The organism is Microbacterium azadirachtae (assembly GCF_025583665.1).
Lineage (GTDB): Bacteria > Actinomycetota > Actinomycetes > Actinomycetales > Microbacteriaceae > Microbacterium > Microbacterium azadirachtae.
The window spans coordinates 1,879,742-1,905,853 of record NZ_CP099706.1 but is presented as its reverse complement, the minus strand read 5'-3'; the positions used below and the strand labels follow the sequence as shown (position 1 = coordinate 1,905,853).

General features: G+C 71.7%; 23 protein-coding genes and 1 tRNA gene. 13 read left to right on the top strand and 11 right to left on the bottom strand.

Annotation, left to right across the window (positions count from 1 at the left end; all coding sequences use genetic code 11):
• Nucleotides 1-12 precede the first annotated feature (12 nt).
• Entirely contained in the window at nt 13-1,539 is a 1,527-nt protein-coding gene (locus tag NFX31_RS09105) for a glycerol-3-phosphate dehydrogenase/oxidase (RefSeq protein ID WP_262955539.1), read from the bottom strand.
• The gene (locus tag NFX31_RS09100) at nt 1,536-2,135 is read right to left on the bottom strand and encodes a TetR/AcrR family transcriptional regulator (protein ID WP_045251928.1); all 600 of its coding nucleotides are present in this window, start codon (nt 2,133-2,135) and stop codon (nt 1,536-1,538) included. The genes NFX31_RS09105 and NFX31_RS09100 overlap by 4 nt, the downstream gene beginning before the upstream one ends.
• A gap of 20 nt (nt 2,136-2,155) precedes the next feature.
• Here NFX31_RS09100 and NFX31_RS09095 point away from each other — a divergent pair, with 20 nt between their 5' ends.
• The 3 genes from NFX31_RS09095 to NFX31_RS09085 are packed head-to-tail and all read left to right on the top strand — an operon-like array spanning nt 2,156 to nt 6,357.
• Entirely contained in the window at nt 2,156-3,826 is a 1,671-nt protein-coding gene (locus NFX31_RS09095; protein WP_248700505.1) for an FAD-binding oxidoreductase, read from the top strand.
• A gap of 4 nt (nt 3,827-3,830) precedes the next feature.
• On the top strand, nt 3,831-4,727 hold the full coding sequence (locus tag NFX31_RS09090) for a diacylglycerol/lipid kinase family protein (protein ID WP_262955537.1): 897 nt from the start codon (nt 3,831-3,833) through the stop codon (nt 4,725-4,727).
• A 4-nt stretch (nt 4,728-4,731) separates the two neighbouring features.
• Nucleotides 4,732-6,357 carry a GMC family oxidoreductase gene (locus tag NFX31_RS09085; RefSeq protein ID WP_262955536.1) on the top strand — a complete coding sequence of 542 codons (1,626 nt, stop codon included), beginning with the start codon at nt 4,732-4,734 and terminating at the stop codon, nt 6,355-6,357.
• 53 nt (nt 6,358-6,410) lie between these two features.
• On the opposite strand, the gene NFX31_RS09080 is transcribed toward NFX31_RS09085, so the two are convergent.
• The 4 genes from NFX31_RS09080 to NFX31_RS09065 form a co-directional block, all read right to left on the bottom strand.
• Entirely contained in the window at nt 6,411-8,555 is a 2,145-nt protein-coding gene (locus tag NFX31_RS09080) for a 3-hydroxyacyl-CoA dehydrogenase NAD-binding domain-containing protein (RefSeq protein WP_262957201.1), read from the bottom strand.
• Between the two features lie 8 nt (nt 8,556-8,563).
• Nucleotides 8,564-9,769: a thiolase family protein gene (locus NFX31_RS09075; RefSeq protein ID WP_045251932.1), complete on the bottom strand. Its 1,206-nt coding sequence runs from the start codon at nt 9,767-9,769 to the stop codon at nt 8,564-8,566.
• A gap of 114 nt (nt 9,770-9,883) precedes the next feature.
• Nucleotides 9,884-11,080 carry an HRDC domain-containing protein gene (locus NFX31_RS09070; RefSeq protein WP_262955535.1) on the bottom strand — a complete coding sequence of 399 codons (1,197 nt, stop codon included), beginning with the start codon at nt 11,078-11,080 and terminating at the stop codon, nt 9,884-9,886.
• A complete protein-coding gene (locus NFX31_RS09065; protein WP_262955534.1) occupies nt 11,073-11,654 on the bottom strand; it encodes a DUF3000 domain-containing protein in 582 nt (193 codons plus the stop codon). The genes NFX31_RS09070 and NFX31_RS09065 overlap by 8 nt, the downstream gene beginning before the upstream one ends.
• A 25-nt stretch (nt 11,655-11,679) precedes the next feature.
• On the opposite strand from NFX31_RS09065, the gene NFX31_RS09060 reads away from it, so the two are divergent.
• Nucleotides 11,680-12,840 carry an alpha/beta hydrolase family protein gene (locus tag NFX31_RS09060; RefSeq protein WP_262955533.1) on the top strand — a complete coding sequence of 387 codons (1,161 nt, stop codon included), beginning with the start codon at nt 11,680-11,682 and terminating at the stop codon, nt 12,838-12,840.
• A 25-nt stretch (nt 12,841-12,865) separates the two neighbouring features.
• Here NFX31_RS09060 and NFX31_RS09055 read toward each other — a convergent pair whose 3' ends face one another.
• Together NFX31_RS09055 and NFX31_RS09050 are read right to left on the bottom strand one after the other, a co-directional pair.
• The gene (locus NFX31_RS09055) at nt 12,866-13,330 is read right to left on the bottom strand and encodes a SufE family protein (protein WP_045252144.1); all 465 of its coding nucleotides are present in this window, start codon (nt 13,328-13,330) and stop codon (nt 12,866-12,868) included.
• Between the two features lie 19 nt (nt 13,331-13,349).
• Nucleotides 13,350-14,243, bottom strand: coding sequence for a sulfurtransferase (locus NFX31_RS09050; RefSeq protein ID WP_262955531.1), 894 nt, complete (start codon nt 14,241-14,243; stop codon nt 13,350-13,352).
• A 178-nt stretch (nt 14,244-14,421) separates the two neighbouring features.
• Between NFX31_RS09050 and zapE the strand changes: the two genes are divergently transcribed.
• From zapE to NFX31_RS09035, 3 genes are all read left to right on the top strand, one after another.
• Nucleotides 14,422-15,474 (top strand): cell division protein ZapE, encoded by a 1,053-nt coding sequence (gene zapE, locus NFX31_RS09045; RefSeq protein ID WP_262955530.1) that lies wholly within the window; start codon nt 14,422-14,424, stop codon nt 15,472-15,474.
• Nucleotides 15,475-15,621: 147 nt separating this feature from the next.
• Nucleotides 15,622-16,857, top strand: coding sequence for an ammonium transporter (locus NFX31_RS09040; protein WP_045251938.1), 1,236 nt, complete (start codon nt 15,622-15,624; stop codon nt 16,855-16,857).
• 40 nt (nt 16,858-16,897) lie between these two features.
• Nucleotides 16,898-17,473 carry a type II toxin-antitoxin system PemK/MazF family toxin gene (locus NFX31_RS09035; protein ID WP_262955528.1) on the top strand — a complete coding sequence of 192 codons (576 nt, stop codon included), beginning with the start codon at nt 16,898-16,900 and terminating at the stop codon, nt 17,471-17,473.
• A 38-nt stretch (nt 17,474-17,511) separates the two neighbouring features.
• On the opposite strand, the gene NFX31_RS09030 is transcribed toward NFX31_RS09035, so the two are convergent.
• Together NFX31_RS09030 and NFX31_RS09025 are read right to left on the bottom strand one after the other, a co-directional pair.
• Nucleotides 17,512-18,078: a hypothetical protein gene (locus NFX31_RS09030; protein WP_262955527.1), complete on the bottom strand. Its 567-nt coding sequence runs from the start codon at nt 18,076-18,078 to the stop codon at nt 17,512-17,514.
• Entirely contained in the window at nt 18,075-18,686 is a 612-nt protein-coding gene (locus NFX31_RS09025; RefSeq protein WP_262955526.1) for a TetR/AcrR family transcriptional regulator, read from the bottom strand. Before NFX31_RS09025 ends, NFX31_RS09030 begins: the two co-directional genes overlap by 4 nt.
• Before the next feature lie 83 nt (nt 18,687-18,769).
• On the opposite strand from NFX31_RS09025, the gene pta reads away from it, so the two are divergent.
• Both pta and NFX31_RS09015 read left to right on the top strand, forming a co-directional pair.
• Nucleotides 18,770-20,902, top strand: a complete 2,133-nt coding sequence (pta, locus tag NFX31_RS09020) for a phosphate acetyltransferase (RefSeq protein WP_091476532.1) — start codon at nt 18,770-18,772, stop codon at nt 20,900-20,902.
• Entirely contained in the window at nt 20,899-22,089 is a 1,191-nt protein-coding gene (locus NFX31_RS09015) for an acetate/propionate family kinase (protein ID WP_262955525.1), read from the top strand. The genes pta and NFX31_RS09015 overlap by 4 nt, the downstream gene beginning before the upstream one ends.
• Nucleotides 22,090-22,107: 18 nt before the next feature.
• Here the strand turns inward: NFX31_RS09015 and NFX31_RS09010 are convergent, their stop codons facing one another.
• Nucleotides 22,108-24,111, bottom strand: a complete 2,004-nt coding sequence (locus tag NFX31_RS09010; RefSeq protein ID WP_175491172.1) for an ATP-dependent helicase — start codon at nt 24,109-24,111, stop codon at nt 22,108-22,110.
• Between the two features lie 139 nt (nt 24,112-24,250).
• Between NFX31_RS09010 and NFX31_RS09005 the strand changes: the two genes are divergently transcribed.
• The 4 genes from NFX31_RS09005 (at nt 24,251) to NFX31_RS08990 (ending at nt 26,095) form a co-directional block, all read left to right on the top strand.
• Nucleotides 24,251-24,326, top strand: a tRNA-Val gene (locus NFX31_RS09005).
• 90 nt (nt 24,327-24,416) lie between these two features.
• On the top strand, nt 24,417-24,899 hold the full coding sequence (locus NFX31_RS09000; protein ID WP_262955524.1) for an SRPBCC domain-containing protein: 483 nt from the start codon (nt 24,417-24,419) through the stop codon (nt 24,897-24,899).
• Nucleotides 24,896-25,210: an ArsR/SmtB family transcription factor gene (locus tag NFX31_RS08995; protein ID WP_262955523.1), complete on the top strand. Its 315-nt coding sequence runs from the start codon at nt 24,896-24,898 to the stop codon at nt 25,208-25,210. Before NFX31_RS09000 ends, NFX31_RS08995 begins: the two co-directional genes overlap by 4 nt.
• Nucleotides 25,211-25,300: 90 nt before the next feature.
• Nucleotides 25,301-26,095, top strand: a complete 795-nt coding sequence (locus NFX31_RS08990) for an SDR family NAD(P)-dependent oxidoreductase (RefSeq protein ID WP_262955522.1) — start codon at nt 25,301-25,303, stop codon at nt 26,093-26,095.
• Nucleotides 26,096-26,112 lie beyond the last annotated feature (17 nt).

Genomic DNA, 26,112 nt, shown 5'->3' with positions numbered 1-26,112 from the left:
CGGGGCGGGAGCTCAGCCGAGGTCGGCGAGCGTCTCGGCGACGAGGGCGGCGACGGAGTCCTGCGCCCGCGCGCGGTCGTCGTCGACCAGCCCGATCCGGGTGCGGCGGTCGAGCACGTCATCGGCGGTGAGCGCGCCCTCCGCGCGCACCGCGAACTCGACCTCGGCCCGCGTGACGTCGATCCCCGGGGCGATGGGCGTGGCGGGCTCGAGACAGCGCGCTCGTGCGAGGACGCGTCCGGCTTCGGCGCCGTAGCGCCAGTCCAGGGCGCGGGCGGGCGCCGTCGGTGCGGCGATCGCGCCGACGAGAGGCAGCGAGGCGGTGCGGCAGGGGCCCGCCGAGAGGTCCGCCAGCCCGATGGCGCGATCGACCGCGTCCTGCGCCATGCGGCGGTAGGTGGTGAGCTTCCCACCGAGCACGTTGACGAAACCGCCCTCCGAGACGGCGACGAGATGCCGCCGCGAGATGTCCGCGGTGGTCTCCGCTCCTGTGTCGACCAGTGGGCGGAGTCCGGCATAGGCGCCGCGTACCTGATCCCGCCGGATCGGCGCCCGTAGACCGCGGTTGAGCGTGTCGAGCAGGAAGCGGATCTCGGACTCGGTCGGCGCGGCGACGGCGGGCACCGGTCCCGGTGCGTCCTCGTCGGTGAGTCCGACGACGACGCGCCCGAGCTGCTGCGGGAGGGCGAACACGAAGCGGCTGATCGAGCCGGGATGCGGCAGCGTGAGCGCGGCCGTCGGGTCGCCGAGATCGGCGGCGTCGAGCACGATGTGGGTGCCGCGGCTCGGTCGCATCCGGATCGTGTCATCGAGCTCGCCGGCCCAGACGCCCGTGGCGTTCACGACCGCGCGTGCGCGGAGATCGAAGGTCTCCCCGGAGAGCGCATCCTCGACCCGTGCGCCGCGACCATGCAGCGAGAGCGCCCGCGTGCGGGTGAGGATCCGTGCGCCCCGCGCCGCCGCGGTGCGCGCGACCGCCACGACCAGCCGCGCGTCGTCGACGAGCTGACCGTCCGCCGCCAGCACGGCTCCGCGGAGCCGCGCCGGATCCAGCGCCGGCACCAGGCACCGTGCGGTCCGGGCGCTGACCGGGTGCGGTGCCGGCAGGATCGAGCGTGCGGTGCCCGCGCGGAGCCGCAGGAGGTCGCCGAGCGCGAAGCCGACGGCGCCCGTGGCGCGCTGGCGGGCTGTCACGGCGGGGGAGAAGGGAAGCAGCTGAGCCAGGGGGCGGATCAGGTGAGGGGCGATCCGGGTCATGAGCAGATGCCGCTCGGTCGCGCTCTCGCGAGCCGTCGCGACGTCACCGGTCGCGAGATAGCGCAGGCCGCCGTGCACGAGCTTGGAGCTGAACCGGCTCGTGCCGAAGGCGAGATCCTCGGCCTCGATGAGCACCACGCTCAGCCCGCGGGACGCGGCGTCGAGGGCCACGCCCACGCCGGTGATGCCCCCGCCGACCACGAGCAGATCGGCGGTCTGCTCGGCGGCGAGCGCGAGCTCGCGGCGGCGGCGCACGGCGTCGAGCATGGCAGACCCGGTCACGGCCGGAGCAGCCCTTCCAGCGCGGCCCGCAGTTCCCGCTCCCAGGAGGCCTCGTCGATGAGCTCGCTCACGGTGCTGTGCGAGAGCAGCGCCGACTGGGTGATGAGCAGCATCATCACGGCCATGGCCTGCGGGTCGTCGCGGCGCACGGAGCCGTCGTCCTGTGCGGCGTCGATCGCCGCGGCGAGCCAGGCGAGGATCGCGCGCTGGCTGGATCCCACGCGCTCGAGCGTGTAGCGGGTGAACGCCTCCGGCTCCTCCGCCAGCAGATGCCGGTAGACGGAGTCTGCGCGGAACCGCGCCGCGAAGCGGAAGACGTCGTCGACGATCGCGGTGCGCGTCGTCGCCGGCTCGTCGAATCCGGCGAGGATGCCGATCACGCGTCGCAGCAGGGCCGCGCGCACCACGTCGTCGGCGTCGGACCAGTTCCGGTAGATCGTGGGGCGGCTGACCCCGGCCCGGCGGGCGAGCTCGGCGATCGTCACGCCGCGCACGCCGCGCATCGCGATGAGTGCGTCGGCGGCATCCAGGATCCTGGTCTGCGTCGCGTCCCAGCTCGGCAGCGACGCGGCGAGAGTTGCTTGACGTTTTGTCATGATCTGTCACACTGTAACGCATGACCCCCGAGAACGGCACGGCGCCGAACGACAGGAACGTCGAGGTCGCGTCCGCTCCGGCCGCGCCCATGCGCTGGGACGGGTGGGGCGATCCCGCCCGGGCGGAGAGCCTGCCGTTCGCGGTGCGATCGCTGCTGCCGCTCGTGGTGGGCCGCGTGCGCCGCCCACCCGCGGGGCCTGTGCTCGAAGACGTGCACGTGGAGGCCACCGCGCTGACGCCGGACGACATCGCCGCCTTCACAGCTCTGCTCGGGGCGCAGCATGTGCGCACGGACGCAGAGAGCCGCATCCGGCATGCGGGCGGCAGATCCACGCCCGACCTTCTCCGACGCAGGCAGACCGCGCAGTCGGCGCCGGATGCGGTGCTGCAGCCGGCCGGGCACGACGAGGTGGCCGCGTGCCTGCGGATCGCGACCGAGCGCGGCCTCGCCGTCATCCCGTTCGGCGGCGGCACCAGCGTCGTCGGAGCGCTCGAGCCGGAGCGCGGCGCGCACCGGGGCGTCGTCAGCCTCGACCTCGGACGGATGAGCGGGCTTCTGCAGTACGACGCGGTGAGCGCGGAGGCGGTGCTCGCCGCCGGCACCTCTGGTCCTGAGGCCGAGCGGCTGCTGGCGGGGCACGGCATGGAGCTCGGGCACTACCCCCAGAGCTTCCGTTACGCGACGATCGGCGGCTTCGCCGCAGCGCGATCCTCGGGCCAGAACTCGGCCGGATACGGGCGTTTCGACGCGATGGTCACGGGGATCAGGGTCGCGACGCCGACGGGAGACCTGGAGCTCGGCCGTGCGCCGGGGAGCGCCGCCGGCCCCGATCTGATCCGCCTGTTCCTGGGGTCGGAGGGGATCTTCGGCGTGATCACCGAGGTGCGCGTGCGGGTGCATCCCGTGCCCGCCGAACGGCTCATGGAGTCGTGGAGCTTCCCCGACTTCGCCACGGGCGCGGCGGCCCTGCGCGCGGTCGCCCAGCACGGCGGAGGGCCCACGGTGATCCGCCTCTCGGACGAGACCGAGACCGGCGTGAGCCTCGCGCAGGTGGGGAGGATCGGCCGGGCGCTCGCGAAGGGCGCGAGCGCGGTGACCGTGTTCGAGGGCGATGATGTCGCAGGCCGTCGTGCACGCACCGCGGAGCTCCTGCAGGGAGCCGGAGGCACGTCGCTCGGCGAAGGCGCCGCCGAGGATTGGCTGCGCACACGCTTCGACGGTCCCTATCTGCGCGACGCGCTGCTGGATGCCGGCGTCTTCTGCGAGACGCTGGAGACGGCGACGACGTGGTCACGGCTGCCGGCGCTGCGCGAGGCCGTGACCGCGGCGATCAAGGACGGCTTCTCGGAGGTCGGCCGCAAGGCGTTCGTGATGTGCCATGTCTCCCACGTCTATCCGACCGGCGCCTCGCTGTACTTCACCGTGCTGGCACCGCTCGGGAGCGATCCCCTCACCGCCTGGGCGGGTGTCAAGCACCGGGTCGGCGACGCCATCATGGCGGCAGGCGGGACGATCAGCCATCACCACGCGGTGGGCCGCGATCACGCCCCGTGGCTCTCCGAGGAGATCGGAGAGACTGGGATCCGGATCCTCGCCGCCGTCAAGCGCGAGCTCGACCCCCACGGCGTGATGAACCCCGGGGCGGTGCTCGGGCCGGCGACGCCCGCTCCCGTGAGCACGAAGGCATAGGCGAGTGCCGAAGATCGCGCTCGTCGCCAATCCACGCTCCGGGAAGGGGCGCGGCGCCGCCGCTGCCGACGCGGCCGTCGCCGCGCTGCGTGCCGCAGGCGCCGACGTCCAGCGGCACGCAGGGGCATCCGCCGCCGAGACGCGGGCCCTCGTCGCCGCCGTGCTGGCCGAGCAGCCGGACGTGCTCGTCGTCGTCGGAGGCGATGGGACCGTGTCGGGGATCCTGCCGGAGCTCGCCGGTGCGAGCGTGCCGCTCGCCGTGGTGCCGGCGGGGACCGGCAACGACCTGGCCCGGGCCCTGGCGCTGCCCCTGCACGATGCGGCCGCGGCAGCACGGATCGCCCTGCACGGAATCCCGCGTCGCATCGACGTGGGAGAGGTGGTCACCGCGGAGCGCACGGTGCCCTTCCTCACCGTCGCGGCGCTCGGCTTCGATGCGAAGGTCAGCGACCGCACCAACCGGCTCCGGTGGCCACGCGGCGCCGCGCGCTACTACCTGGCGATCCTCATCGAGCTGGCCCGGCTGAGGCCCGTGCGGTTCCGGCTCGGGTGCGACGGCGAGGCGATGCACGATGCGCCGGGCACGCTCATCGCGGTCGGGAACACGACGAGCTACGGCGGCGGGATGCCGATCAGCCCTGCGGCCCGCCCGGACGACGGCCTGCTCGACGTGGTGCATGTGGCGCCGCTGCACCGCAGCACGCTGGTGCGCCTGTTCCCGCTGCTGCTCACCGGCCGGCACCTGCAGCGCAGGGAGGTCGCGCATCGCCGCGTGCGGGAGATCTCGGTCGAGGCCGACGATCTCGTGGTGTACGCGGACGGCGAGCGCATCGTCGAGGGCGCGTGCGCCATCCGCGTGCGTCCCGGCGCGCTGACGATGATGGTTCCGGAAGGGGAATGAGGCGATGACGGGCTTCGACGAGGATGTCGTGGTGGTCGGATCCGGGTTCGGCGGTTCCGTCGCCGCCCTGCGGCTGGCGGAGAAGGGCTACCGCGTGCGGGTCTACGAGGCGGGGCGGCGGTTCGCCGACGAGGACTTCGCAGCCACGAACTGGAACGTGCGCCGCTACCTGTGGGCCCCCGCGCTCGGATGCTTCGGGGTGCAGCGCATCCACCGCCTGCCGCACGTCATGATCCTCGCCGGCGCGGGCGTCGGCGGCGGCTCCCTGAACTACGCGAACACGCTCTACCAGCCGGGCGCGGCGTTCTTCGACGACCCGCAGTGGGCGCACATCGCCCCGTGGCAGGAGGAGCTCTCCGCGCACTACGCCACCGCCAAGCGCATGCTCGGCGTCGTGGAGCACTATCCGCACACCGGGCCGGTGGAGCGGATCATGGCGGGAGCGGCCGAAGACCTCGGCGTCGCGAAGACGTTCCGCCGCGCCCCGGTGGGCGTGTACTTCGGCACCCCGGGCGAGACCGTGCCGGATCCGTTCTTCGGCGGGGAAGGACCCGCGCGCACCGGCTGCACGCTCTGCGGCAACTGCATGGTCGGGTGCCGCGTGGGGGCCAAGAACACGCTCGTGAAGAACTATCTCGCCCTCGCCGAGCTCCGCGGCGTCGTCATCGAGGCGCTGCGCACGGTCGTGGAGGTGCGGGAGCTCGCCGAAGGCGGGTTCGCCGTCACGACCCGCCGCAGCGGAGCCTGGGGGCGGGGCCGCAGGCGTACCGTCACCGCAGAGCACGTCGTGCTCGCTGCGGGCACCTGGGGCACGCAGCAGCTGCTGCATCGCATGAAGGCGTCGGGCGCGCTGCCGCGGATCCCGGATGCGCTGGGCCGCCTCACCCGCACCAACTCCGAGGCGCTCGACGGCGCAGTCGCCACGTCCGTCCCGGAGAGTGCCGGCTTCGCCCACGGCGTGGCGATCACCACGTCGTTCCACGTGGACGAGCGCACCCACGTCGAGAACGTCCGCTACGGGCCCGGGTCCAACCTGATGGGTGCACTCGCCACGGTGCTGGTTCCGGGAGGGGCGCCCCTTCACCGGCGCCTGGCGGCTCTGGGGACGGCGATCGTGCGCCACCCGATCCGCCAGCTCCGCCTCGGCTCGCTGCGCCGGTGGAGCGAGCGCGGGATCATCGCGCTCGTCATGCAGAACGCCGACAACTCGCTGACGCTCTCGCTGCGTCGTCGATTTGGACGCGATGTCCTCACGAGCGCCCAGGGGCACGGCGCCCCGAACCCGAGCCATCTGCCCGAGGCGCACCGGGCGGCCGCCGCGATCGCGGCGCGGATGACCGCCGAGACCGGCGTGCCCGCCGCGGCGCGCGGATCCTGGCCCGAGGTCTTCGGGATCCCCTTGACCGCGCACTTCCTGGGCGGTGCGGCGCTCTCCGACGCGCCCGCGCACGGTGTCGTCGACCCGTACCACCGGGTGTGGGGGCATCCCGGGCTCTCGGTCGTCGACGGTGCAGCCGTGCCCGCGAACCCGGGCGTCAACCCGTCCCTCACGATCACGGCCCTCGCCGAGCGTGCGGTGTCCTACTGGCCGCGCCGCGGAGAGCCGGATCCGCGCCCGCCGCAGTCCTGACGCGACGAGGGCCGCCTCCCTCCGGAGACGGCCCTCGTCTGCGACGCGAACGATCAGCTCTGGGCGATGCCCCGGATCGTCGGCGTGTGGAACGTGCCGCCGAAGACGCGCTCCGACGCGCCCTCGCGGTCCAGGTACGGCGAAGCACCGCCGTCGATGAACGGCCAGCCCGCACCGAGGATGAGGCACAGGTCGATGTCCTCGACCTCGGGCACCACGCCCTCGTCGAGCATGAGCCGGATCTCCTGTGCGAGGCCGTCCTGCACGCGACGCAGGATCTCGGCCGCCGGCGTCGGGCTCGATCCTGCCGCCTGCTTGACGAGCTTCTCCGCGGCCTTCGTGAACCCGGTCACGCGACCGCCCTTGTCCTTCTCGACCACCTCGGGCAGATCGGCCAGGGCGTGGAAGTTCTCGTTGGCGTAGAACCGGTCCGGGAACGCGTGCACCATCGTGTCCTGCACGTGCGCGGCGACCTTCCAGCCGACCAGGTCGATGAGCTGGAACGGTCCCATGGGCAGACCGAGCGGAGCGAACGCCTTCTCGACGTCGGCGACCGGGGTGCCCTCGTAGACGGCCCGCGCGGCCTCGCCCATGACCTTGGCGAGGAGGCGGTTCACAACGAAGCCGGGGGCGTCCGCGGTCAGCACGGCGTTCTTGCCCAGGCCCTTCGCGACCACGAACGCGGTCGACAGGGCCGCCTCGGTCGTCGTCGGCGTCTTCACGATCTCGATGAGCGGCATGACGGCCACGGGGTTGAAGAAGTGGAAGCCGACCAGCCGCTCCGGGTGGGCGAGCTTCGCACCGATCTCCTCGACGGAGAGCGACGACGTGTTGGTCGCGAGGATCGCGTCCTCGGCGACGATCTTCTCGATCTCGCCGAACACGGCCTGCTTGACGCCGACCTCCTCGAACACGGCCTCGATCACGAAGTCGCAGTCCGCGTACAGGCTCTTGTCGGTCGTGCCGGTCACGAGGCCGCGCAGTTTGTTCGCGCTGTCCGCGTCCAGGCGGCCCTTCGCCTCGAGCTTGCCGATCTCGTCGTGGATGTAGGCGACGCCCTTGTCGACGCGCGCCTGGTCGAGGTCGGTGATCAGCACGGGCACCTGCAGCTTGCGCACGAACAGCAGCGCGAACTGGCTGGCCATCAGGCCGGCGCCGATGATCCCGACCTTGGTGACCTTCTTGGCGAGGGCCTTGTCGGGCGCGCCGACGGGGCGCTTCGCACGCTTCTGCACGAGGTCGAACGCGTACATCGAGGCGGCGAACTGGTCGCCGGTGACGAGGTCTGCGAGGGCCTCGTCCTCGCGGGCGAAGCCTTCCTCCCGGGTTCCGCCCCTGGCCTTGTCGAGCAGGTCGAGGGCGACGTAGGGCGAACGGGGGACGGTGCCGATCTTGGACTCGAGCATGCCGCGGGCCATCTTGATCGCGATCGGCCACTTGGTGAGCCGCTCGATCTTGCCCGGCTCGTTCCTGCGCTCGACCTTCTTGCCGCCGAGGACCGCGTCGGCCCAGCGGAGCGAGTCCTCGAGGAAGTTCGCGGCGGGGAAGATCGCGTCCATCATGCCGAGCTCGAAGGCCTGCTGCGGCTTGAGCATGCGGTTCTGCTTCAGCGGGTTCGAGACGACGACCTCGAGCGCGTTCTCGATGCCGATGAGGTTCGGCAGCAGGTACGCGCCGCCCCAGCCCGGGATGATCCCGAGGAAGACCTCGGGAAGGGCGAGCGCCGCCGCGGAGGCGTCGACCGTGCGGTAGGTCGAGTTCAGGGCGATCTCGACGCCGCCGCCCAGGGCGAGCCCGTTGACGAAGGCGAACGACGGGACGCCCAGCGTGCTGAGCGAGCCCAGCACCTTGTGACCGAGCTGCGCGATGAGGCGGGCGTTGTCGCGGGATCCGACCCGGCTGATGTCGGAGAGGTCGGCGCCCGCGGCGAGGATGTACTGCTTGCCGGTGATGCCGACGGCGTCGATCTCGCCGGCGCCGGCGCGCGCCTTCAGCGCCGCGAGCGTCTCGCCGAGCTCCGTGAGGGTGGCCGGGCCGAGCGTGTTCGGGCGGGTGTGGTCGCGTCCGTTGTCGAGCGTGATGAGGGCGAGCACCTTGCCGGAGGGCAGACGCACGTCGCGCACGGGGGAGTGCGTGACGACCTCGCCCTCGGTGAGGGCCATGATGGGCGTGAAGTCGATGGCGTCGTAGTTCGTCATTCCTGCGCTCACTTCCGCTTCTTGCCGTCGAAGTAGGGGTTCTCCCAGATGACCGACCCGCCCTGGCCGAGACCCACGCACATCGCGGTGAGGCCGTAGCGGACGTCGGGACGCTCGGCGAACTGCGCGGCGAGCTGGATCATGAGTCGCACGCCGCTCGCGGCGAGCGGGTGGCCGAGGGCGATCGCGCCGCCCCAGGCGTTGACGCGCGGGTCGTCGTCCGCGATGCCGAAGTGGTCGAGCAGGGAGATGACCTGGATCGCGAACGCCTCGTTCAGCTCGAACAGGCCGATGTCGTCGATCGTGAGGCCGGCCTTCTTCAGCGCCTTCTCGGTGGACGGGATCGGGCCGATCCCCATGATCTCCGGCTGAACGCCGGCGAACGCGAACGACACCATGCGCATCTTCGGGGCGAGCCCGAACTCCTTGACGGCGCCCGATCCGGCGAGCAGCGACATGGTCGCGCCGTCGGTCAGGGGCGACGAGGTGCCGGCGGTGACGCGACCGTGCGGACGGAACGGCGTCTTGAGGTTCGCCAGATCCTCCATCGTGGTCTGCGGGCGGCGCCCCTCGTCCTCGGTCGCGAGGCCCCAGGCGCCGTCGGCGTCCTTGATCGCGACGGGCACGAGGTCGGGCTGGATCTTGCCCGCGTCATAGGCGGCCTGGACCTTGTGCTGGCTCAGCATGCCGAACCGGTCGGAGCGCTCCTTGGTCAGGTGCGGGAAGCGGTCGAAGATGCGCTCCGCGGTGACACCCATGTTGAGGGCGCCCGGGTCGACCATCTTCTCGGCGACGAACCGCGGGTTCGGGTCGGCGTTGCCGCCGATGGGGTGGTGCCCCATGTGCTCCACGCCGCCCGCGAGGGCGAGGTCGTACATGCCCACGCCGATCGATGCGCCCATCGTGGTGACGCTGGTCATGGCGCCGGCGCACATGCGCTCGACGGCGAGGCCGGGCACGGTCTGCGGGAGGCCGGCGAGGATCGCGACGGAGCGCCCGAGGGTCAGACCCTGGTCACCCGTCTGCGAGGTCGCGGCGATCGCGACGTCGTCGATCCGATCCAGGGGGACGTCGCCGTTGCGCTCCATCAGACCGATCGTGGCCTTGACGGCCAGGTCGTCCGCGCGGGTGTTCCAGTACATGCCCTTCTCGCCGGCGCGCCCGAAGGGGGTGCGCACTCCATCGACGAAGAAGACGTCCGAGATCTCGGCCACTCTGCCTCCACACATCCAGTTCGAAGACCGAGCGGCTGCCGGGCCTCCAGATTTCAGGGTTGACCTCAGCCTAGGAGCGGGGGTGGATACGCGGACGAATCGGTTGGGCTGAACCTACGAAGAGGTTCCGGGCGCCTCGTCCGGCGTTTGAGCAGCTTCGACAAAAGCATCCGCGATCCGCTGTGCGGTTTCCTCAATCTGCCACCGTCGTGCGTCGCGTGCGGCGAGGGCCTCTCCGATCGTGCCGGCGTCGACCGGCACCGGCGGCTCCCACGCGATGCGGCGCAGCGTGTCGGGCGTGAGCAGGTTCTCGGTCGGCATGCCGAGCTCCTCGGCGTGCGCCTCCACGGCCGCGCGCGCGGCCTTCAGTCGCGCATCGGCCTCGGGGTTGCGGTCGGCCCACGCGCGCGGCGGCGGCGGCGCGTCGCTCGGCACGCGCTCGCGGGGCAGATCCGTCCGCTCCCGCCCGCGCTCGATCGCGGCCCACCATCGATCGATCTGGCTGCGGCTGGCGCGTCCGGTGAAGGCGGAGACCGCGGCGAGCGCGCCCTTGCTCTGCGGGTTCGCCTGCACGGCGGCGATGAGCGCACGATCCGGCACGAGCCGCCCGGGCGAGACGTCGGACTCGCGGGCGAACTCCTCGCGCGCCTCCCAGAGCTCGCGGGCCACGGCGAGGTTCTTGGCGCCGCGCACCTGGTGCAGTCCGCTCAGGCGACGCCACGGCTCCTCCCTGGGCGGCTTGGGGCGGCGCACGCGGGCGGCTTCGAACTCCTCGTCCGCGAACCCGGTCTTGCCCGCGGCGTCGAGCTCGGCGGCGATGAAGTCGCGCACGTCGATGAGGTGCAGCACATCGAGCTCGGCGTACTCGAGCCACGCGTTCGGCAGGGGGCGCGTGGACCAGTCCGCCGCCGAGTGCTCCTTCGCGAGCACGATGCCGAGGGCGCGCTCCACGACGGCGGCCAGTCCGACGCGCTCGTAGCCGAGCAGACGCGCGGCGAGCTCGGTGTCGAACACGCGCGCGGGCTCGAGGCCCAGCTCGTGCAGCGAGGGCAGATCCTGGCTCGCCGCGTGGAAGACCCACTCCTCGGCGCCGATCGCCTCCTGCAGGGGAGCGAACGACGTGATCGCGATGGGGTCGAACAGGAACGCTCCCGCGTCGCGGCGGAACACCTGCACGAGGTAGGCGCGCTGCGAGTAGCGGAAGCCGGAGGCGCGTTCCACGTCGACGGCGACGGGTCCCTGTCCTGCGGCGAGCGCGTGTGCGGCGGACGCGAAGGCCTCATCGCTGTCGATGACGACGTAGTCAGTCACGGATGGTTCTCCTGGCGCCGAACACGGCGATGTCCTCTGAGCCTGGCGGCAGTCCCGCCAGCATTCCGACCAGTTCCGCCCACGCCTCGGCGTGCGGCGCGAGCCGGCCCGTCGGCGACCACGACGCACGGAGTTCGATCTGTGCGCCGTCGCCCTCCGCGGCCAGCCCGCCGAACCCCTTGGACAGGGTCTTCGTCGAGGTGCCGGACGCGGAGTGGTGCGTCGCGCCGCGGGAGGCCAGCGCGTCGATCAGCCAGGACCACGCTACATCGGCGAGCAGCGGATCCGTGCCGATCTCCGGCTCGAGGGGCGCTTGGGCGAACGCGACGATGCGCCACGGCCCGCCCCACGCGTCCGGCGCGGCGGAGTCGTGCAGCAGCACGAACCGGCCCGTGCCGTAGAGCGAGTCGCCGTTCTCGTCGGGGCGCACGTCGGCGGCGAACGCCAGGGCGTCGGGGGCGAGCCCCGAAGGCGCGGGGATCTCGCGCACGACGATGTCGGTGCGGAATCGCAGCGCCCGCAGCTGCTCGGCGGCGTGCGCGAAGGCGCCGTCAGGTCCGGGATGAGCGCTCACGCGGACAGACTAGAGTCAGGAGGCGATGAAGAGTCTCAGGCACGCCGCGACGGTCGGCGCGATCGCACTCGCGGGGGCCGCGGCTCTCGGCGCCGCGATCGGAGGAGCCCTCGTGCTGCGGATCGCGCGTGAGGTGATCACCCCAGCGCCACGCAAGAACGACACCGAGGTCCTGGCGGTCGACACCGGGGCGCAGACGATCGAACTCGGGCGCACACCCGACACGGAACTTCCGGGGAGTTACGGCCTCTACGTGGACGGGACGCCGGGCTACGTCAAGCTCGGTGCGGTCCTGCACGCCGACGGCGGCACCGTGCGCCGCAAGCTCTTGACGCAGATCGAGCCCGGCGCCGAGATCGGCCGCCATGCGGCGTTCAGCGGCTACTACTACCTGGCTCCGAGCGAGCTGCACCTGCCGTACGAGTCCGTGCTGATCGGCACACCGGCGGGCCCCTGTCCGGCGTGGCTGTTCCCCGCGGCGTCGACCACCTGGGTGATCCAGGTGCACGGCCGCGGCGCGACGCGCTCGGAGTGCCTGCGGGCCGTCCCGGTCCTGCACGCCGCGGGTCTGCCCGTGCTCGTCACGTCGTACCGGAACGACGGCGAGGGCCCGCGCACGCGGCCGGGCTCGTACGGCCTCGGTGCGACGGAGTGGCGGGACGTGGACACCGCGATCGCGTATGCGCTGCGTCACGGAGCGGAGCGGATCCTCCTCATGGGCTGGTCGATGGGCGGCGCGATCGCGCTGCAGACCCTCGTGTCCTCCGACCACGGCGGCGCGGTCGTGGGCATGATCCTGGACTCGCCGGTGGTGGACTGGCGCACCGTGCTGCGGTACCAGGCGCGGGAGATGGGGCTGTGGGATCCGCTCCCGCAGCTCGCGATGGACGCTCTGGAGCAGCCCTGGTCGGCACGGCTCAGCGGCGCGGACCAGGCGATCGCCTTCGACGCGCTGGACATGGTCGCCCGCTCGGCCGAGCTGGACGTGCCGATCCTGCTGCTGCACAGCGACGACGACGGCTTCGTGCCGTCCGATGCTTCGCACGCTCTCGCGGCGGCGCGCCCCGATCTGGTGACGATGCCCGTGTTCACGGGCGCCCGTCACACCAAGCTCTGGAACTACGACCAGACCCGCTGGACGGACGCGATCAGGGACTGGCTCGGAGAGCACGGATTCGCCGACTGAGCCCGGCGGTCCCGCGACGACGCGCTCAGGCGGCGAGGCGGGCGCGCACCTGACGCTTGGCGCGCATCAGCATTCCGGTCATCCCGGAGATGCGCAGCGGAGACACGACCCGGGTGAGTCCGATCGACTGCGGGAAGTCGTCCGGGATCGCCAGCACCTCGTCCGGGCTCAGCCCGGCGATGCCCTGCGCGAGGATGCTCGCGAACCCACGGGTCGTCGGCGCCTCCGCCGGCGCAGTGGCGTGCATCGTCACCGCGTCATCGGCCACCTCGAGATAAATGTACACGGGCGACTGGCATTCGGCCACGCGCTCCGTCATCTCGGGATGCGCTGCGACCTCGTCCGAGACCGGCGGGAGCTCGTTCGAGAACTCCAGAAGCAGTTGCAGCCGATCCGGCTCGGGAAGCTCCAGGAACTCGTCCCTGATCTGCGCCAGCCGGTCGGGGAGGGCGTGCGGATCGGGCAGGGGAGAGGCGGGGAGATCGGTCATCCCCGCCATTCTCCCACGCTCAGATCGAACCGGGCTCCTCGCCGGTGACGATCGGCACGCGCACCGCGCTGCCCCACTCGGTCCACGATCCGTCGTAGTTGCGCACGTTCTCGAAGCCGAGGAGGTGCTTCAGCACGAACCAGGTGTGCGCGGAGCGTTCTCCGATGCGGCAATAGGCGACGACCTCGTCCCCGGGGGCGAGGCCCGCGCCGTCCAGGTAGATCGCCTCGAGCTCCGCGCGCGGCTTGAACCCTCCGTCCTCTGCGACGGCCTTCGCCCAGGGCACGTTCTGCGCCGTCGGGATGTGTCCGGCCCGCAGCGCGCCCTCCTCGGGGTACGCCGGGGCCGAGGTGCGCGAGCCGTTGTACTCCTCCGGCGAGCGCACGTCGATCAGCGGGTTGCCGAGGTGGGCCAGCACGTCGTCCTTGTACGCGCGCAGCACCGTGTCGTCGCGCTCGACGACCGGATATTCGGTCGCCGCGCGGTTCGGGAGGTCGGTCGTGATCTCGCGCCCTTCGGAGATCCAGCGGTCGCGGCCGCCGTCGAGCAGGCGGACGTCCTCGTGGCCGAAGAGCGAGAACACCCAGAGCGCGTACGCGGCCCACCAGTTGTTCTTGTCTCCGTAGATGACCACGGTGTCGTCCCGCGCGATGCCCTTGCGGCTCAGCAGCTCGGCGAAGCCGGCGCCGTCCACGTAGTCGCGCACGACCGGGTCGTTGAGCTCGGTGTGCCAGTCCACCTTCACCGCGCCCGGGATGTGGCCCGTCTCGTACAGCAGCACGTCCTCGTCGGACTCCACCACGACGAGGCCCTCCTCGCCGAGGTGCGCGGCGAGCCAGTCGGTGGTGACCAGACGGCCGGGCTCCGCGTAGTCGGCGAACAAAGCGGATGAGGTGTCGAACTCGACGGTCACAGGGGGCTCCCTCGGTGATGGTGTTGCAGGGCGATGTGCTCGTGAACGGTCCCGCCGCAGGCGATGACGCGCGGTGAAACCGGGGACGACGACGGCGTAGGGTTGATCCGTCACTTCGACACTAGAACCCCGTGCGCCCCTGCGCATCCGCAGGGTAAGACTTCGACACAGGATCCGTATGACCGATCAGGCCGCCTCCGCCGGCGTCGTCCATCTCATCGACCGCCAGCCGCAGATGACCGGCACCGAACTGCTGGGGGGTCTCGTCCCGCCGCCGCAGTTCGACGGCGCGACCTTCGAGAGCTATCGCTCCGATCCTGTCTACCCCTCGCAGGAGGAGGCGAAGCAGCAGCTCGTCGCCTTCTCGACCGGTGCACAGCCGGTCAAGCGCGGAGGGCTCTTCCGCCGCGCGCCCAAGGTCCCCGAGACCAAGCCCGGCGTCTATCTCGACGGCGGGTTCGGCGTGGGCAAGACCCACCTGCTCGCGTCGATCTATCACGCCATGCCGGCCCGCCGGAAGTACTTCGGATCCTTCATCGAGTACACCGCGCTCGTCGGAGCACTCGGCTACCGCAACACGGTCGACCTGCTGCGCGGATCGGACCTGCTGTGCATCGACGAGTTCGAGCTCGACGACCCGGGCGACACGATGGTGATGACCCGCCTGCTCGGGGAGCTGGTCGGCTCGGGCACCCGCCTCGCCGCCACCTCGAACACGCCGCCGAACGCCCTGGGCGAGGGCCGGTTCGCCGCGCAGGACTTCCTGCGCGAGATCCACGCGATGGCCGACAGCTTCGAGACGATCCGGATCGACGGGGTCGACTTCCGGCAGCGCGCCCTCGACGGCCACGCGGTCTCGCTCACGCCGGAGCAGTACAGCGCCGACCTGGCCGCGCTGAGCGCCAGCCACCGGGTGTCGGACGACGCGTTCGACGAGATCGTCAAGCACCTCGCGCAGGTGCACCCCTCTCGGTACATCCGCCTCATCGACGGCCTCGCCGCGCTGGGCATCCGCGACGTGCGCCAGCTCACCGACCAGTCCGAGGCGCTGCGCTTCGTCGCCTTCGTGGATCGCGCCTACGACGCGCAGATCCCGATCCTCGCGACCGGACGCCCGCTGGACGAGGTGTTCAGCGAGGAGATGCTCGGCGGCGGCTACCGCAAGAAGTACCTGCGCGCGATCTCCCGTCTGAACGCGCTCTCGCACGCGGAGCGACCCGAGGCCGGCTGAGCCGCCGTCCGGGACCGCGCACTCTGCGAAACACGTTGTTCACACGGGAGCGCGTCCTGTAACACCGCCGCAACATCCACCGCGACCGCACGAAACACAGCGTCGACACACTGAAACGCACAACGCGATCAGGTGGAGGCGTAAGGCATGGAAGCGACAGGGAACATCTCCTGGGGAGTCACGGCGACGGCGCTCGTGCTGCTCATGACGCCGGGAGTGGCGTTCTTCTACGGCGGCCTGGTGAAGGCCAAGAGCGTCATCAGCATGATGATGATGAGCTTCGGCGCGATCGGGCTCGTCGCCGTGCTGTGGATCCTGTACGGCTCGTCCATGGCGAGCGTCTCGTCGCCCACCCAGTTCGCGGGCGACCCGTTCGCCGACTTCGGGCTCGCGTCGCTCGCCAGCGGCAAGGGCTCCAACGTCGCGCTGCTGACCGTGGGCTACGGCGCGACCTTCGCCATCATCACCGTGGCGCTCATCTCCGGCGCCATCGCCGACCGCGCCAAGTTCGGTCCGTGGCTCATCTTCGTGGGCGTCTTCGCCACCGTCGGGTACTTCCCGATCGCCGCGTGGGTGTGGGGCGGCGGCTGGATCATGCACCTGGGCGGGATGCTCTTCGGGGAGAAGAGCGGCATCGAGTTCATCGATTACGCGGGCGGCACCGCGGTGCACATCAACGCGGGCGCCGCCGCCTTCGCCCTCGCCCTCGTGCTCGGCAAGCGGATCGGATTCCAGAAGGGCATCCAGAAGCCGCACAACGTGCCGCTGACGCTTCTGGGCGCCGCGCTGCTGTGGTTCGGCTGGTTCGGCTTCAACGCCGGGGCGCAGTGGACCACCAAGGGGATGGACGGCGTCGGCCTCATCACGATCAACACCTTCGGCGCGGCCGCGGCCGGCATCCTCGGCTGGATCCTGATCGAGCGGATCCGCGGCGGCAAGGCGACCTCCATCGGCGCCGCCAGCGGCGCGGTCGCGGGCCTCGTGGCGATCACCCCCGCGTGCGCCAACCTGACGCCGGGCTGGGCGCTGCTGCTGGGCGCCATCACCGGAGCGGTGTGCGCGCTGGCCGTCGAGCTCAAGTTCCACCTCGGCTTCGACGACTCGCTCGACGTCGTCGGCCTGCACCTCGTCGGCGGCTTCATCGGCACGATCTACCTGGGCTTCTTCGCCACCGGGCAGGGCCTGTTCACGGGCGGCGACCTCCGTCTGCTCGTCGTCCAGGTGCTGGCATCGGGCGGGGTGCTCGTCTACTCCTTCGTCGTGGCGCTGATCATCGGCCTCGTCATCGACAAGACCATCGGCTTCCGTGTCACCAGCGAGGACGAGATCGCCGGCGTCGACCTCGTGGTGCACGGCGAGGAGGGCTACGCGCTCACCTCGTGAGACCCGCGGGGATGCGGGAACGCGCGGATAGGGTGTCGTTGTGACCACCAATGGCAACGGCATCCTGTCCGCGCTCGTCGCCGCAGGCGCGGCGATCCTCAAGTCGTTCGCCCGTGGTTCCGGCAAGACCGAGGCGGCGCGTCGGCCCGCGACGGGGAACCGCCCGGCCGCGGGCACGGCCACTCTCGAGCCGGGCCACAGCGGCATCGCCGAGACGGTCGAACTCGATCCGAGATCGGTGCGCGGACTCCGCGTCCGCTACGCACCGCAGCGGGACGGCGCTCCGGACGCGGGCGAGATCGTGTGGACGTGGGTGCCCTACGCGGAGCGCGACGGGCGCGGCAAGGACCGTCCCGTGCTCGTGATCGCGACCCAGTCCGCGGATCGCGTGTACGCGGTGAAGCTCACCAGCAAGTCGCACGACGGCGACCGCGACTTCCTCTCCCTCGGATCCGGTCCCTGGGACGGCCAGGGGAGGGAGAGCTGGGTCGACGTGGACCAGCTCTACAGCGTGCACGTCTCGGGCGTGCGCCGTGAGGCGGCGGCCCTCGACCGCGACCGCTTCGAGAGGGTCGCCGGTGTTCTCGAACGACGGTTCGGATGGACCGCCGGCTGAGGCCGGCCTCGCGGTGCTGAGGACGGTCGCGGTCGAACTCAGGACGAGGTGCGCGTCTCCGGCGTCGTCCGGGCGAAGGCGGGCCCGGCGAGGAACCACACCGCCACGACGACGGCGAGGGTGATCATCTGCGCCCAGAGCGGATTCGTCCCTGCCGCTTCCAGCGTCGACGGCAGCGGATCCCGTCGGACGACGAGCGCGAGGACCGCGAGGATCGCGGCCGCGATCGCGGCCGCCAGCACGACGCGCAGCCACTCGACCCACAAGGCGCGCACGTGCGCGGCGCTGCCCTTGGCCGGCTTCGGAGGGCGCGCGACCCCAGCGAATCGGCGGGCGAAGGCCGCGTCCGCCCAGCGGATCAGTGGATGGCCGAAGGCGATCGTGAAGCCGAGGTAGGAGGCCGCCAGTGCGTGGGAGGGCGTCGGGGCCGATCCGCGGGCGAGGTCGATCACCACGAAGGCGAGCAGTGCGAGGTCGATCACGGGGAGGGACCACAGCAGCACCGTGCTGAGGGTGCGGCGGCGCAGCAGATAGCGGGCGGCCAGCGCCAGGATGAGCGCGATCCAGAAGCCCGCCTCGGCCCCGAGGATTCCTGCGATGATCATGCGTCGTCCTCTCCTCGGCGCGGGGCCAGATCCTCCAGCCAGCGCTGCACCGCGCCGCGGGCCCTGTCTCGCGAGTTGAGCCCCGGGGCGACGAGCAGCTGCAGCGTGAGCCCGTCCACGAACGCGTGCAGCCGCATCGCCTCCTCGTCGAGGTCGAGATCGGCGCGGACCATCCCGAGCCGGCGCAGATCCGTCAGCACGGTGACGATGAGCTCACGCACGGCCGTGACGCTCTCGTCGGCGACGGCCTGCAGCGACGCGTCGGTGCGGGACCGATCCAGGAACTCGAGATACGCGGCGAACTCCGCATGGGTGCGGTCGGTGACCGGGAGGAGCTCGACGAGCATCGCCGCCACGCGTTCGCGCAGGTCGGGGATCTCGGTGGCAGCGCGGATCCGCATCGCCACCGTCTCCACGAGGGCGGTCATCGCGAAGTTCATCAGCTCGGCCTGCGAGGGGAAGAAGTGCCGCACCGATCCGGCGGCGAGCCCGGCTTCGGCCGCGACGGCACGGACGGAGACGCCGGGGAGCCCGTCGCGGAGGATGATCCGCCACGTCGCCTCGGCGAGCACTCGGCGGCGTTCCGCCGCATCGATCCGATTGACCATGAGTCCAAACTAGCACAGGCGTGCCAGTTTGGCGGGACTCCTCCGACGCGCTCCGGCGCCGCTCCGGCCCGTAGGCTGAGCGCGTGGCGAAGAGCATCCTCATCACGTCCGTCGAAGGCCATTCCGGCAAGTCTCTGATCGCGCTGGGCGTGATCGACGCGCTGAGCCGGGCGACCGCTCGCGTCGGGGTGTTCCGCCCCGTCACCCGTTCCCGCGACCGCGACGACGTCCTGGAGATGCTGCTCTCGCGCACGCGGATCGGGCTGCCCGCCCAGGACTGCATCGGCGTCGGCTACGACGAGCTGCACGCGGATCCGGACGCGGCGCTCGGGAGGATCGTGGAGCGCTTCCACGCGGTGGAGGCGCAGTGCGACGCCGTGGTGATCCTCGGCAGCGACTACACCGACGTCGCGGGACCCGCGGAGCTCGGGGTCAACGCCCGCATCGCGGCGAACCTGGGTGCGCCGGTGCTGCTCGTCCTCGGCGGACGCGACACCGCGGGGCACGGCGAACGGCTCGGGGCGACGGCGGCGCGCACTCCTGTGCAGCTCGGGCAGCTGGCCCGCCTCGGCGTCGCCGAGCTCGCACAGGAGCGGGCCGTGCTCTCCGCGATCATCGTGAACCGGGCGGAGCCGGGGCAGGCCGACGACATCCGAGCGGAGGTCTCCGCGGTGCTCCGAGAGCGCCGGGACGAGTCCGCCGGAGAGGTGCCGGTCTGGGTCGTCCCGGAGGATCCGCCCCTGGTCGCGCCGTCCGTGCGCGGCGTGCTGCAGGCGCTCGGCGGCCGTCTCGCCCGGGGCGACGAGGAGCTCCTGGACCGCGAGGTGCTGGACGTGGTGATCGCCGGCATGTCGATGGTGAACGTGCTTCCGCGCCTCATCGAGTCGGCGGTGGTCGTGATCCCCGCGGATCGCGAGGAGGTGCTGCTGGCGACGCTGCTCGCGCAGGCGGCGGGCACGTTCCCCTCGATCGCGGCGATCGTGCTGAACGGGCCCTTCGCGCTGCCGGAGCCGATCGAGCGGCTGCTGGACGGCCTCGGCCCGCGGGTGCCGATCATCGCGACCGACCACGGGACCTACGACACGACCGTGCGGATCATGAACGCGCCCGGGCGCCTCTCGGTCGACGCGCCGCATCGGGTCGGGCGCGCCCTGGCGCTGTTCGAGCAGCACGTCGACGTGCCTGCGCTCATCGCGCTGCTGGGCGTCGCCCGTTCCGACGTCGTGACCCCGCTCATGTTCCAGTACGAGCTGTTCGACCGCGCGCGCACCCAGCGCCGCACGATCGTGCTGCCGGAGGGAGGCGACGACCGTGTGCTCCGTGCCGCGGGCGCCGTGCTGAGCGGCGGCATCGCCGACCTCGTGATCCTCGGCGACGAGACGGCCGTGCGCGCGAGGGCGCGGGAGCTGGGCGTCGACCTCGACGCGGCGCGCGTGGTGTCGCCGACGGATCCCGAGCTCGTGCCGCGCTTCGCGGCCGAGTACGCCCGTCTGCGCGCGCACAAGGGCGTGACGCTCGCGCAGGCCGCCGACACGGTCACGGACGTGTCGTACTTCGGGACGCTGATGGTGCACCTCGGCCTCGCCGACGGCATGGTGTCGGGTGCCGCGCACACCACGGCGCACACGATCCGTCCCGCGTTCGAGATCATCAAGACGCGTCCCGGCGTCTCGGTGGTGTCGTCGGTGTTCCTCATGGCGCTCGCCGACCGCGTGCTCGTCTACGGGGATTGCGCCGTGATCCCGGATCCGACGAGCGAGCAGCTCGCCGACATCGCGATCTCCTCCGCGGCGACCGCGAAGGCGTTCGGCATCGATCCGCGCGTGGCGATGCTGTCGTACTCGACCGGCGACTCCGGCTCCGGCGCCGAGGTCGAGAAGGTGCGCGCGGCGACGGCGCTGGTGCGCACGCGCGCCCCGGAGTTGCCGGTGGAGGGGCCGATCCAGTACGACGCCGCCGCGGACGCCGCCGTGGCCCGGGCGAAGCTGCCGGGATCGTCCGTGGCGGGGCGGGCGACGGTGTTCGTCTTCCCGGATCTGAACACGGGCAACAACACGTACAAGGCCGTGCAGCGCTCCGCGGGCGCGGTCGCCATGGGACCGGTCCTGCAGGGGCTGAACAAGCCGATCAACGACCTCTCCCGCGGCGCGCTCGTCGAGGATATCGTCAATACGATCGCGATCACGGCGATCCAGGCCCAGGGGGATCGCGCATGAGCGTGGTGCTGGTGATCAACAGCGGATCCTCGTCGTTCAAGTACCAGCTGGTCGACACCGGATCCGGCTCCGCGCTCGCATCCGGTCTCGTCGAGCGGATCGGGCAGGGTCAGGGCCGTGCGGTGCATGTCGACGCGACGGGTGCCGAGACCGACCGCACGCTGCCGATCCCGGACCACACCGCCGGCTTCCAGGTGATGCTGGAAGCGTTCGCCGAGCACGGCCCCTCCCTGGAGGACGCGGCGCCGGTGGCGGTCGGGCACCGCGTGGTGCACGGAGGGGCGCGGTTCTTCGAGCCCACCGTGATCACCCCGCGAGTGGAGGCCGACATCGAGGAGCTCGCGGCCCTCGCCCCGCTGCACAACCCGGGCGCCCTGCAGGGCATCCGAGCCGCGGAGCGCGCGTTCCCGGACGTGCCCCAGGTGGCCGTGTTCGACACCGCCTTCCACCAGACGCTCCCTCCCGCCGCGTACACCTACGCGATCGACCGCGATCTCGCCGAGACGTATCGGATCCGGAGGTACGGCTTCCACGGCACCTCGCACAAGTACGTCTCGGCGGCCGCGGCCGCGTTCGTAGGGGGTGACCGCGAAGACCTGCGTCAGCTCGTCTTCCACCTCGGCAACGGCGCGTCGGTCACGGCCGTGCGCGGCGGGCGATCCGTCGAGACCTCGATGGGCATGACGCCCCTCGAAGGGCTCGTCATGGGGACGCGCTCGGGGGACATCGATCCTGCGGTCCTGTTCACGCTGGCGCGGCGTGCGTCGCTCACCGTCGCGGACCTGGACGAGCTGCTGAACACCCGCAGCGGCTTGAAGGGGCTGGCCGGCGTCTCAGACATGCGCGACGTGCTCGCGCGCGCCGCGGCGGGGGACGAGGCCGCGTCGCTCGCGTTCGAGGTCTACATCCATCGGCTGCGCAGCTACGCCGGCGCGTACATCGCCCAGCTCGGCGGCGTGGACGTGATCTCCTTCACGGCCGGCGTGGGGGAGAACAACGCGCTCGTGCGCCGGGAGGCCATGGCGACGCTGGGTTTCGCCGGCGTGGAGATCGATCCGCTGCGCAACGAGGCCGCCGGCCGGGGGATCCGGGTGATCTCCACCGACGAGTCGCGCGTGACGGTGCTGGTAGTGCCGACGAACGAGGAGCTCGAGATCGCGCGGCAGGCGGCGCAGATCCTGCCCTGACGGCGTGCGGCTCGGCGCTCAGGCGAACAGGGCGTCGAGGCCGTCCATGCGCACCCGGGGGCTCGGGGGTGCGGCCGCTGCGGCGAGGGGAGCCTGAACGCGCGTGTCGACGACGTCGAGGCACGCGAGCGCTGCGCTGGTCAGGAAGCGGCTCGGCTTGGCCTGGACGTGGCGGGCCGTGAACGCGGTCGGGTGCGTGGGCAGGGTGTCGGGGGCGTAGACGCTCAGGGTGTCGCGCGCCCGGGTGAGACCGACGTAGAAGAGGCGCCGCTCCTCTTCCAGCCCCGCCCGCGAGGTGAGCGCCATGTCGGAGGGGATGGCGCCGTCGGTGGCCCGCAGCAGGTGCACGGCCGACCACTCCAGGCCCTTGGCCGAGTGGATCGTGGAGAGCGTCACCCAGTCCTCATCGAGGTGCGGCTGCCCGGCCCAGTCGCCGGAGGCCGCGACCGGGTCGATCGCCTGCTCGCCGACGAACGACCGCAGATCGCTCCGACGGCCCGCGGCCTCGGCCACGGCGGTGACGTCGCTCGCCCGCCGCTGCCAGTCGGGATAGTGCTGCTCGAGGAGCGTCGACACGGCGTCGTGGCACGCCTCGACGAGCTCGGAGACCGGGGAGTCGCCATCGACCACGCCGAGCAGCGACAGCGTCGTGGCGAGGCCCACCCGCGCGGTCGCCGGAGCTGCGGCGATCGCCTCGGGGCCGCCGGCGATGCCCTGATCGGCGAGCACCCCGGCGAGGCGCCGGGCGCTGACTTTCCCCAGCCCCCGGTGGCGCGTGAGCAGGCGGTACCACGCGATCTCGTCGTGAGGATTGAGCACGACGCGGAACGCCGCGAGCAGATCGCGGACGTGGGCGGTCTCGAGGTAGCCGATCCCCCCGAACTTCTTGAACGGGACGTCGCGCACGGTGAGCTCGATCTCGAGCAGCGCGCTGTGGGATCCGGTCCGCATCAGCACCGCCTGCTCCCGCAGCGGAACGCCGTCGGCGTGGGCGGCGAGGATGCGATCGGCGACGGCACGCGCCTCATCGTCCGCGTTCTCGCACCGTACGAGCTCGGGACGCACCGCCGGAGCCGCGCGGTCCGCGAACAGCCGGATCGGGAACTCCTCCGGGCGGGTCGCGTTGGCGAGGTCGAGGATCGGCTGCGTCGAGCGGAAGTTGCGCTCGAGCCGGATCAGGTCGGCATGCGGGAGACGGTCGAGCACCTCCTGCAGCTGCCCCGCGCCGGCACCGCGGAACCCGTAGATGGCCTGCGCGTCGTCGCCGACGACGGTGAGGCCCCGCCCGTCGGGGCAGAGCTCCTGGACGATGTCCGCCTGCACGCGGTTGACGTCCTGGTACTCGTCCACGAGCACCCAGTCCCAGCGCGCCCTGAGGCGCGCGCCCACGTCGGGATCCCGCACCAGCGAACGCCACGCGACCAGCAGATCGTCGAGGTCGAGCAGGCCGCGCGACCGCTTGCGCTGCGCGTAGGCGCGCAGAAGCGCCATGATCGGGTCGACGTGGCCGAGCGCCCACGGGAACTGCTCGGAGATCACCTCGCGTCCGGGGCGCTCCAGGCTCACCGCGCGGGATGCGATGTCGGCGATCGCCCTGCTCGTCGGCATCCGCCGGTCTGTGCCGTCCAACCCGTGCTCGCTGCGCAGCAGATCGATCAGGTCGACGATGTCGTCCGGCGCGAGCACGGTCACGTCGGTCAGCCCCAGATGCTGCGAGTACTCCGCGACCACGCGGTGGGCGACGGAGTGGAACGTCCCTCCGGCGATCCGCTGTGCGAGCGCGGTGTCGCCGACCATCGCGGCCGCGCGGGAGGTCATCGCCGCGGCGGCCCGGCGGGTGAACGTCAGCAGCAGGATCCGCTCCGGCGGCACGCCGGCGTCGATGAGCCGGGCCACCCGGCTGGTGAGGACGCGCGTCTTCCCGGTCCCCGCGCCTGTCGCGACGACGAGCGGTCCGTCGCCGTGCTCGACGGCGCGGCGCTGCGCCTCGTCCAGATCCTCGACCAGCTCTGCGGTGTCCATGCGGGCGACGGTATCCGTGCCCGCCGACATCGTCCTCGGCGAATCAGGCGCGCCACGCCCGGAGGACGGCCTGGTCGGAGGGATCGTCCCGCATCGGGTATGCTCTTTACCTGTGCCTCAGGGCACGCAAAACCCATCAGGGCGATTGGCGCAGTTGGTAGCGCGCTTCCTTCACACGGAAGAGGTCGTCGGTTCGAGTCCGGCATCGCCCACCATTCCTCCCTCCTCTGCGCGATCTGTCGTGTTGTAACCTCGCAGTTGCAGTAGGGGTGTCCGACGCCCCTCCCGATGCGCAGGAGGCGACCGTGGCGAGCACGACCGGCAGGAACGCATCCGTCGTCGACGAAGGCGCGTTCCGCGTCACGCGCAGCATCGACATCGCCGCTCCCGTGCCGAAGGTCTGGCGCGCGGTCACGGATCCGGAGCTCCTGTCGCGGTGGTTCGGGCGCACAGTCCTGCTCGGCGACGGCGCGGGGGCGCACGGCACGATGAGCTTCGAGGGATACGGGGCGATACCGATCCGCGTCGAGGCGATCGAACCGGAGCGCTCGGTGACCTATCGCTGGAACAACGACGATGCGCTCGGCGTGCTGCCGGCGCAGGTCGACGACGCCTCCTCGACCGTCTTCACCTTCACTCTCGCGGCGCAGGGCGAGGGGACGCGGCTCACCGTGGTGGAATCGGGCTTCGAGCGCACGTCCGATCCGATCGCGAACCTCGAGAGTCATCGTCGAGGCTGGGACTTCGAGCTCGACAAGCTCGTGGCGCTGATCGAGGAGGAGCGATGACGCAGGCCCTGGTCCCGGTCTTCGCGGCGCTCGGCGACGAGACGCGATGGAGCATCCTCGTCGCCCTCGGAGAGGGAGCCGCTTCGGCGTCCGCCCTGGCCGCGCGCTTCCCGGTCTCGCGGCAGGCGATCGCGAAGCACCTGTCGGTGCTGGCCGAGGTCGGGCTGGTCGAATCGGTGCGCGCCGGGCGGGAGGTGCGCTACCGCGTCGTCGGCTCCGAGCTCAGCGCGACGGCGCGACGGCTCGACGCGATCGGGCGCGAGTGGGAGGACCGGCTGGCCCGGATCAAGGAGATCGCCGAGGGGCTCTGACTGACCTTGCTGTTCTGCAACTCATAGGTTGCTTCTTCGGAGCGTCAAGTGCAATGCTTAAGTTGCATCAACGACAAAGGAGAGCGCATCATGCTGCTGCAGAACAAGGTCGCGGTCATCTACGGCGGCGGCGGTTCGATCGGATCGGCCGCCGCCAGGGTCTTCGCACGGGAAGGCGCCCGGCTGTTCCTCGCGGGGCGCACGATGTCCCGGCTGGAGGAGGCGGCCGCCACTGCGCGCGCCGAGGGGGCCGAGGCCACGACCGCGGTGGTCGACGCCTCGGATCCCGCCGTGGTCGAACGGCACGCGGATCAGGTCGCCGAGGCCGCCGGCCGCATCGACATCACGCTGAACGCGGTCGGGTTCGATCACGTGCAGGGGCTGTCGATCGCGGAGACCACGGTCGACGACTACCTGCATCCGATCGACGGCTACCTGAGGACGAACTTCCTCACGGCGAAGGCCGCCGCGCGCCACATGGTCGCGCAGCGCGCCGGCGTGATCTTGACGATCTCGACCCCCGGAGCCCGGCTGACCGGACGCGGCCTGATCGGCAACGCGGCCCAGTCCGCCGGGCTCGAGGGCTTCTCGCGGGCGCTCGCCGGCGAACTCGGCCCGGACGGCATCCGGGTCGTCTGCGTGCGCCCGCACGCGATCTCCGACGCCCTCGCGACCTCCTACACGAACGCGATGTTCGGCCGCATCGCCGACGCCTCCGGCATCGGGATGGACGAGTGGATCCAGGGCCTCACGGGTACCACCGCGCTCGGCAGGCTGCCGATGCTCGCGGAGGTGGGGGAGTACCTCGCCTTCGCCGCGTCCGACCGGGCCTCATCGATGACCGGGGCGATCGCCAACCTCACGGCGGGCGCCCTGGTCGACTGAGCCGGGGCGAGCGGGAC

Excerpts from the sequence above, each read along its gene's own strand:
- NFX31_RS09100 (WP_045251928.1), bottom strand. The coding sequence starts at position 2,135 with ATGACAAAACGTCAAGCAACTCTCGCCGCGTCGCTGCCGAGCTGGGAC.
- NFX31_RS09025 (WP_262955526.1), bottom strand. The coding sequence starts at position 18,686 with ATGGTCAATCGGATCGATGCGGCGGAACGCCGCCGAGTGCTCGCCGAG.
- NFX31_RS09010 (WP_175491172.1), bottom strand. The coding sequence starts at position 24,111 with ATGGACACCGCAGAGCTGGTCGAGGATCTGGACGAGGCGCAGCGCCGC.
- NFX31_RS09085 (WP_262955536.1), top strand. The coding sequence starts at position 4,732 with ATGACGGGCTTCGACGAGGATGTCGTGGTGGTCGGATCCGGGTTCGGC.
- NFX31_RS09015 (WP_262955525.1), top strand. The coding sequence starts at position 20,899 with ATGAGCGTGGTGCTGGTGATCAACAGCGGATCCTCGTCGTTCAAGTAC.
- zapE (WP_262955530.1), top strand. The coding sequence starts at position 14,422 with ATGACCGATCAGGCCGCCTCCGCCGGCGTCGTCCATCTCATCGACCGC.
- NFX31_RS09080 (WP_262957201.1), bottom strand. The coding sequence starts at position 8,555 with ATGACGAACTACGACGCCATCGACTTCACGCCCATCATGGCCCTCACC.
- NFX31_RS09060 (WP_262955533.1), top strand. The coding sequence starts at position 11,680 with ATGAAGAGTCTCAGGCACGCCGCGACGGTCGGCGCGATCGCACTCGCG.
- NFX31_RS09030 (WP_262955527.1), bottom strand. The coding sequence starts at position 18,078 with ATGATCATCGCAGGAATCCTCGGGGCCGAGGCGGGCTTCTGGATCGCG.
- NFX31_RS08995 (WP_262955523.1), top strand. The coding sequence starts at position 24,896 with ATGACGCAGGCCCTGGTCCCGGTCTTCGCGGCGCTCGGCGACGAGACG.
- NFX31_RS09055 (WP_045252144.1), bottom strand. The coding sequence starts at position 13,330 with ATGACCGATCTCCCCGCCTCTCCCCTGCCCGATCCGCACGCCCTCCCC.
- NFX31_RS08990 (WP_262955522.1), top strand. The coding sequence starts at position 25,301 with ATGCTGCTGCAGAACAAGGTCGCGGTCATCTACGGCGGCGGCGGTTCG.
- NFX31_RS09095 (WP_248700505.1), top strand. The coding sequence starts at position 2,156 with ATGACCCCCGAGAACGGCACGGCGCCGAACGACAGGAACGTCGAGGTC.
- NFX31_RS09040 (WP_045251938.1), top strand. The coding sequence starts at position 15,622 with ATGGAAGCGACAGGGAACATCTCCTGGGGAGTCACGGCGACGGCGCTC.